Below are 6,515 nucleotides of genomic sequence, written 5' to 3'. Positions count from 1 at the left end.
AGCCCGGTGGCCCGCGTGCACGGGGCGTGGCTCGAAGTGGCCGACGCGCTGCGCCTGGCCGGGCGGCAGGCGCCCGATCACCTGACGGCGCACGAGGTTTCGGCGCACGCGGCGGCCGCGGCGGCGCGCATCCGGGGCCGGCACACCGTGCGGCTGTCGGCCCCGTCCCTCGACGAGCTGGCCCACGAGGTCAACCACGCCACGTTCAGCCCCGAGATGACGACCGATCAGCGGGCCGAGGCGGCACGGGCGCGAGCGCTGCACTACATCGGCGAGCTCAAGGGCCGCCGCCCGTGGTGGAAGCGCCTGATTTGGACGCTGCACCCGGGTCCCCTGCGCTGGAGCCGCCGGCGGCAGCGGCGATGACGACCAATCTGCCCCACCGGCCGGACGGCTGCGTGACGGCAGCGCCGTACCGTACGCGTGGGGTCGTTCGTCCTCCCCGGCGAACGCAGCCCTGCTACCGCCGCCGCGGTCGTGGCGTTCACGGACGATCCACGACCAGGCGAGGCGCTTGGTCAGCAGCTCGTGTCGCTTTAGGACCCGCCTTGAGCGCCGTGCCGTGTCGCCGTGCTCGGCGTGGAAATCGGCTGACTGTACCGGATCGAGCACCGACCGTGCGTGATCGACATCACGCCGCGCGTTGCCTTGCACGCACTGGAGTTATCGCCCCCCGCGCGCGGCGAGTTTGCACTAAGGTGTCGCTGGTGTCGGCATCCCCATCCTTGCGGCGCAGCCCATTGCGCCCACCGGCCGCTTCGGTGCTGGTGGGCCTCGGCCTGATTGTTGCCTCCATCGTGCTGGCCGGGCAGCGCGACCCGGGCATGGACAGCACCGTCTACCAGGGTGGGGCGCTGGCCGTGCTGCGTGGAGACCCGCTCTATGAATCGCTGCGCATCCCGCCGCCGTGGGAGGATCTGCCGTTCACCTATCCCCCGATCGCCGCGATCCTGTTCATCCCGCTCGCGCCGCTGCCGATGCATGTGGTCTGGGGGGTGATGGCGGCCCTTTGCGCGCTCGCGCTCGGCATCACCATGCGGCACAGCCTGGGCTCCCTGCTGCGCCGGGAGCCGCCCACGTGGGCCGTCAACATCTTGGCCGTGCTTCCCTTTGCGCTGCAACCGGTGTGGAGCACGGTCGGGCTGGGCCAGATCAACCTGCTGCTCATGGCGCTGGTCATGGTGGATGTGCTGGCCGTGCGCCGGTACGGTGGCATCCTCATCGGCGTCGCGGCTGCGATTAAGCTCACACCGCTCATCTTCATCCCGCACCTGCTGCTGACCCGCCGCTGGGCGGACGCGGCCCGTGCCACCGCGACCTTCCTTGTGCTGCAAGGCATCGGCTGGCTCATGCTGCCCACCGACTCGCTGCGTTTCTGGACCGGCGCGATCATGGCCGGCAACGGCGACCGCACCCACGAGGCGGCCAACCAGTCGCTCAACGGGCTGGTGCAGCGGCTCACCGGCGGGGCTCCGGACGCGCTCGCGATCAGCCTCGCGCTCGGTGTGCTGTGCCTGGCGGTGCACGCCATCCTGGTGCGCGCGCTGCACGCGCACGACCAGCCGCTCGCCGCCCTGCTGACCACCGCGTTCTGCGGCCTGCTGGTCAGCCCGGTCACATGGACCCACCACTGGGTGTGGGTGGTGCCGCTGTGCGTGCTGATGGGTTATCGTGCCGTGCTGCGCAACCCGTCGCTGGGCGGGCTGCTGATCCTGGTCCTGGTGGCGTTCAGCGTGGACTTCCGGCTGTTCGTGCCGATCGGCGACCGGCTTGAGCTGAGCTGGACCATGCTCGAAACCCTGGTCGGCAACGCCTATCTGGTCGCGGCCGTGGTCGTGGGCGCGGCGGCCATCATGCTGGTGGCCGCCCGCGCTCAGCCGCGCTTCGACGGGTCGATCCCGGCACAGCGCCAGCCGGAGCAGACGGCCCAGCTAACGCAGTCGGTATAGATAGCTGCCCTCGTGGTCGCGGACCACGTTTTCGTGCGAGTCGACCCCGAACGTGATGTCGGGCAGCCAGTCCGGCGGATAGCCGGACGCGCTCAGCCGCGACAGGAACTCCTGCCGCAGCCGGTCGATGGTCCCGTCCGCCTGGAGCCGCTCCACGCTGGCGTCGCTGTCGAGGAACAGCCAGACGCTCAGCCCGAAATCAGTCTTGGCGAACGGAAACAAGCACTCGATGTGCACCAGCGGGATGCCGGCCGAGGCGGCCCAGTCCATCAGCTGTGCTTTGGCAGCTTCGGCCTGCGACAGCTGCTTTTCCCGCGCGGCGGCCATGGCGTGAGTGTACTCGTGCCAGGCGTAAGTTAGGACCATCGAAATACGCGCAGCGCGCCGATCCAGGCGATGGCCGCGTATCCGGCAATAACCGCGAGATGGATCATCCAGGAACACATACCGTCGCCCGCCGCACAGCGCTCGTGGAACAGTCCAAACGCGACGATATTGCAGGGTAGGCCGATGCCGACGGCCGGGCGCCCGGCACGCTCTACACCGGTGTCCCGGCCGCCGCGTTCTCAGCGGCCGGCCGGCCGCTGCCGGCGCGAGACCGACCCGCCCGCGGTGCTGCTCGCCTTGACCCTCGCCGGTCTGGCGATCGTCCTCGCGGGCGGATCGGTCGGCGGACGGTCAGTCGGTGATGACGCCGACCCCCGTGACGTCGGCGAGGACGACAACGCGCGGGTCCCCGCCGGCGATCAGCCATACGCGTTCGCTGCCCTCGGCCCGGCGGTCGGTACGCGTGGCGACCGCGAAGGTCACCGAGGTCGCCCCGGCCGCGAGGGTCTTGCACTCGACCAGCGGCGTGAAGTCCACGACGAGGTGGGCCGTCCCCGGTACCGTGCCCGCGCACACCGTCAGCCCCTGCGACAGCGGGCGCGAGACGGACACGGTGAACACCAGCGGCTGACCCTCGACAGTGGACGCGTCCGACACCGTGAGGCGCGCCCGGCTGCGGAACACCGCCACCTGCGGGTCGTGGTCGCTGGCGGCCTCGGACCAGTCGGAGTTCACGTGGGCGGCCCGCATCCGGACCAGATCACCGCGCAGGGCGGGGTTGACGAACAGGTGGTCCAGCGTCTGCGCCTGCCCCTGGAAGACATAGGAATAGGCGCTGGGAGCCGGGATCTCCTCCCACAGATTGTGCAAACCCTTGTCGTACAACGGCTTGAGCTGGTCCGACGCGGGCGTGAGCGGGTCGTCGGGCCGGGGGAACACGTTGAGGTCGCCGCCGAACACGACCCGCGCGTCAGAGTCGGCCGCCTCGATCGCCGCGATGATGGCCGCCCCATAACGAGCCTGCTCCGTGCGCTGCCCGACGCGCGCCTGCGGGGTGGACGAGAAGTGGTTGCTGACCGCCCACAATTCGGAGAATTCAGTCCCGCCCGGAGAAGCGAGGACGGTGAACTTGCCCACCTGCGGGGCCCGCGTGTAGACGTTGCTCCCGTCAACACCCGTGGAGGTGTCCACGTCCTCGGGCAGCACGGCGTTGAGCGTCTTCGGGTTCTGGACGTCCGCATTGGACGCAAGTCCGGCGGACCTGTAAGAAACCCCTGGTGTGGCAGAAAGCACGCTGGTCGGCGCGGCCAGGGCGAGCCGGTCGGTGCGGTACAGGAACGCGGCCACGATCCCGCGCACGTCCGCGCCGTCGCGGTCGTATGCGGCGTCATATGACGGTCCGCCCGCCGCCGCGATCGCCAACGCCAACTCCTGCAAAGTGTCCGGCTTGCCATCGGCGTTGTCAGTCGTGCCGCAGGCCAAGGAGCCGGAGGTGACCGTGCAGATGTCCTGATCCTCCGCCTCCTGCACGAGCAGCAGATCGGGCGCGTGCAACTGGTTCACGACCTGGCTGGCCAGTTTGGACAGATGCGCCTGATAGTCGGCCTCGCTTGCGGGCACGTAGTCGAACGGCCCGCGCACGCCCGGACACCCCCTGTTGCCGTGGAAATCGCACCCGTCGAACGGGTCGTCCCGGAAGTCGTAGAGGTTTTCGACGTTGTATGTGGCCACGGCGAACTCACGCTCGCGGTCGATCGGCGTCACCGGGTGGTTGGTCGACGGGTCGGCACCCTGTGCGAACGCCGCCGACTCGACCTGGATGCCGTACTTTTCAAAAGAGAAATACAACCCGCCCACGGCATCGCCGGTCAGGGTGTCAAACGTGCGGGCCGGCGGCAGCAGCGCGAAGCTGTCCTGTGCCACCCACTTCACGCCCATGGTGCCGAGCATGATGCGGTTGCCGTTGCCGTCGGCGACACCGTCAATCGGGTGCGCGTCGCGGTAGACCCTGCGGGTCAACGGATCCGGGCGGTCCAATGTGGGGTCTTCCACGTCGACAAGCCAGATCTCGGAGTCGGCGGTCGAGTCGAACACATCTCGTCCACTCACGACACCGCTGCCCGCCCGCACGCGCATGCGCATGCCTTCGTGTGCCTCCCAAAAGGCGTTGGCGGCAGCCAGGTCCGACGGCGGGACGGCGTCGGTCACATCAACGCTTGCTCCCTGCCCGACCACCCGCACCAGCGACGCCGACGTCAGCTGGGTGAGGTTGAAGAACTCCGAAACCCGGGCGCGCAGCACGACCTCGTCTCCGACCACCGGCACGTAGCCGCCGATGAGCGAGGGGAAGGTGCTCATGAACACAAACACACCGTCTGAAGTGGACGGATCGCCGTCGGTGCGAGACTGATGCGACTGCAGGAAGAAGCCGTGCAGGATGCGGCCCTGCTCGTCACGCGAGAGCGTGCGCTGGGCGACGACGCCCTGCACGTCATATTGCAGCGAGCTGGAGCCGTTGCCCGTGGCGGGCGCCAGCGGCGAGCGCGGGCCCGGGCCCTGCACCTCGCCGACCGTGAGCACGCGCGTCACGTTGACGGTGAACGTGCACGTGACCCTGCCCGACGTGATCGTCACCGGATAGGCGCCGGGAGCGAGGTCGGGTGCGACCGCGATGGTCGCGCTTGCCGTGCCGCCAACGGTTTCGGCCGGGGTGAAAGCGGTCCGCGTGATTTGAGGAACCGGGCTGGTGAGATCGAGCTGGGTGACGATTCCCTTTTGGTCGGTACCGGTGACGACCCGGCTGCCGCCCTGGCCCTGCGATAGCGTGAGCGGGCCGCCGCAGTCCAGCACGACGGTGGACCCGTGCTGCCCGAGACCGTCGAAGGTGTCGATCGGGAAAGCCGTCCACTGCACGGCCGGGTCGAACGCGTCCGCCGGATCGGAGTCCGGGAAGCCGTTGCGCCGCAACGTGTTGTCGGCCGTGGCACCGCCCCACTCGGAGCCCGGGTCCACGCCGATCTGCCCGATCGAGTCGATGACCACCGTGCCGCGCCGCAGCACGATCGCGTCGTCGCCGTTGAACCAGCCCGAGCCGTTGGTCTGGTCGGCGACCGCGAGGATGGCCGGGGCGGCGCCGGCGTGCGCGAGCACGAACACGTCGCCCGCCGCGACCGTGCCGGTCAGGTTGACGGTCAGCCCGGCGGTCGCGGCCCCGTTGAAGTACATCTGCACGTTGTAGCCGCCGGCCGCGAGGTCGACGGCCGAGCCCGTGTCGTTGAAAACCTCCAATGCCTTGTTATTGGAGGATCCCTCGACATATTCGGAAAAATACAGCTCACTGGCGGCGACCGCGGGTGTCGCTGGCGCGCCGATCAGTGCGATCAGTAAAGCCACGGCTACAAAACGCATGAGGCGCACCCTATCGGGGCGGTCAGAACCCCACAACCGTCGTAATGCCACCGTCCACTGGAATTACCGCTCCGGTCACGTAGGAGCCCGCGCGGCTGCTCAAATACACCGCTATTCCGGCCATGTCGTCCGGTCGGCCGATGCGTCCCAATGGTGCCATCGCGGCGATCTGCTCGCCCGCGGCAGCCAGCGTCGCGGCCATCATCTTCGACTCGAACGGCCCGGGGGCCACGGCATTGACCGTGATGTGCTGCGGGCCCAGCTCGCGTGCCAGCACCCGGGTCAGCTGATGAAGACCGGCTTTGGAAGCGGCATAGGAGTACCGGTTCTGCGGCACGGCGATCCCGTCGATCGAGCCGATGTTGATGACCCGAGCCGGGTCGTCCGGCGTGGCGACCGCTCTCAGGAGCGGGAGCGCGGCACGGGTGAGGTAGAACGGGCCTTTGAGGTTGAGGTCGAGCACCTTGTCCCACGCGTGGTCGGGAAAGTCTTCGAGCGTCGCACCCCAGGTCGCACCCGCATTGTTGACCAGGATGTGCAGCGGTTCGTCGAGCACGGAGATCAAACGCTCGCATTCGTCCCTTGTGGACAGATCGGCTGGCGTGCCGCTGACCTCGCCGAGCGCGGACAGCACCTTGACCGCCTCCTCGACCGCCTCGGGCTTGCGCGAACTGATGTGCACCTTCGCGCCCGCGTCCAGCAGCCCACGGGCGATCATCATGCCGATGCCGCGCGTGCCGCCCGTGACGAGCGCCGTCTTGCCGGTCAAGTCGAATAGCCCACGCACTTTTGAGATCTCCGCTTCGCTCGATTCCGCTCCGACACGCTGCG

General features: G+C 68.8%; 4 protein-coding genes and 1 pseudogene. 2 read left to right on the top strand and 3 right to left on the bottom strand.

What is annotated here, in order from left to right:
- Both DM816_RS21760 and DM816_RS21755 read left to right on the top strand, forming a co-directional pair.
- Window positions 1-366, top strand: a pseudogene (locus DM816_RS21760) (transglutaminase domain-containing protein); the annotation flags it as partial.
- Between the two features lie 341 nt (window positions 367-707).
- Window positions 708-1,949 (top strand): glycosyltransferase 87 family protein, encoded by a 1,242-nt coding sequence (locus DM816_RS21755; protein ID WP_162907689.1) that lies wholly within the window; start codon window positions 708-710, stop codon window positions 1,947-1,949.
- On the opposite strand, the gene DM816_RS21750 is transcribed toward DM816_RS21755, so the two are convergent.
- The 3 genes from DM816_RS21750 to DM816_RS21740 all read right to left on the bottom strand — a co-directional run bounded on the left by DM816_RS21750 (window position 1,932) and on the right by DM816_RS21740 (window position 6,471).
- A complete protein-coding gene (locus DM816_RS21750) occupies window positions 1,932-2,276 on the bottom strand; it encodes a hypothetical protein (protein ID WP_117212179.1) in 345 nt (114 codons plus the stop codon). The genes DM816_RS21755 and DM816_RS21750 overlap by 18 nt on opposite strands.
- A gap of 351 nt (window positions 2,277-2,627) precedes the next feature.
- Window positions 2,628-5,684 (bottom strand): lamin tail domain-containing protein, encoded by a 3,057-nt coding sequence (locus DM816_RS21745; RefSeq protein ID WP_117212178.1) that lies wholly within the window; start codon window positions 5,682-5,684, stop codon window positions 2,628-2,630.
- A gap of 22 nt (window positions 5,685-5,706) precedes the next feature.
- Window positions 5,707-6,471: an SDR family oxidoreductase gene (locus tag DM816_RS21740; RefSeq protein WP_211588796.1), complete on the bottom strand. Its 765-nt coding sequence runs from the start codon at window positions 6,469-6,471 to the stop codon at window positions 5,707-5,709.
- Window positions 6,472-6,515: the final 44 nt, after the last annotated feature.

Source organism: Allorhizocola rhizosphaerae (genome assembly GCF_003426775.1).
In the GTDB taxonomy this organism is placed as follows: Bacteria; Actinomycetota; Actinomycetes; order Mycobacteriales; family Micromonosporaceae; genus Allorhizocola; species Allorhizocola rhizosphaerae.
Note: the sequence above shows the minus strand (reverse complement) of the source record. Positions and strands in the feature narration are given on the sequence as shown.